Here is an 853-nt window from a genome sequence, read left to right as displayed (position 1 = left end):
AGGCGCTTGTACCAAAGAGCAAAGCCTGTTTTATCCCAGTACAACACTTTGATTTTGTCGCGCTGTTTGTTGGTGAATAATTTCAAATCACCTCATGGTTGGAGACTTGATCTTATTCTTCGTGCTAGGTGATTAGAATGCGGGGTTTATGATGCGCTTACGGACAACTAGGATATCAAAATCGGTGCAAAAAAATATTAGCGCCAGGGGTGGAAAGATTCTTCGATATGATGTAAGTGGAGATGTTTTAGAAGAAGTCGACGCTATGAAACTAGGAGAATAAAATGTCATTTACTTTATATACACTACTTAAAAAAGGAAGTCCTGAAACGAACATAAAGCAGTTGAAAAAAGTATTCGATGATATGTATATTAACGATAAAGGCTATAGCTCTTTGTTGGAAACAATCCCATTCAAAAAGGATTATTGTATCAAGCTTTCATGGCCAAACTGGTTTTTCAAGGTGTATTACAAAGAGGGAAAAGAAGCTCTACTCGATTCTGAATTCATATCTAACGAATCAGGAAAATCCTCCATAAAGGACGTAGAAAGAAGAATTAAAGTGGTGTTTCATGGTGATGAATGTGGGGACTTTGTAAATGACTGCATCATTTTGCAAGAATATCTGTTAGGTATACCAGAATCATTAACCTATGACATTCAGAAGAAAGTTTTTATGCAGATGTAACATCATTTTTTGGTGTCAGGCAAGGAAAACCACAGTGTTTTAGACAAAAAATACCGGACAGCCACCTAAAACCATCAAAGCTGGACTAGCCAGTATTATGACTACGACCCCCTTGGTCGCGTTAAACGCTGGCAATTACCGGATGGCCAGCAGGTTGACTATGA

General features: G+C 38.1%; 1 protein-coding gene. It reads left to right on the top strand.

The annotated features are described in order from the left end of the window. Positions 1–284: 284 nt before the first annotated feature. Positions 285–689, top strand: a complete 405-nt coding sequence (locus tag K1M91_RS21210) for a hypothetical protein (protein ID WP_232804251.1) — start codon at positions 285–287, stop codon at positions 687–689. Positions 690–853: the final 164 nt, after the last annotated feature.

Source organism: Motilimonas sp. E26 (genome assembly GCF_021278025.1).
Taxonomy (GTDB): Bacteria; Pseudomonadota; Gammaproteobacteria; order Enterobacterales; family CBDFNC01; genus Motilimonas.
Note: the sequence above shows the minus strand (reverse complement) of the source record. Positions and strands in the feature narration are given on the sequence as shown.

Excerpts from the sequence above, each read along its gene's own strand:
- K1M91_RS21210 (WP_232804251.1), top strand. The coding sequence starts at position 285 with ATGTCATTTACTTTATATACACTACTTAAAAAAGGAAGTCCTGAAACG.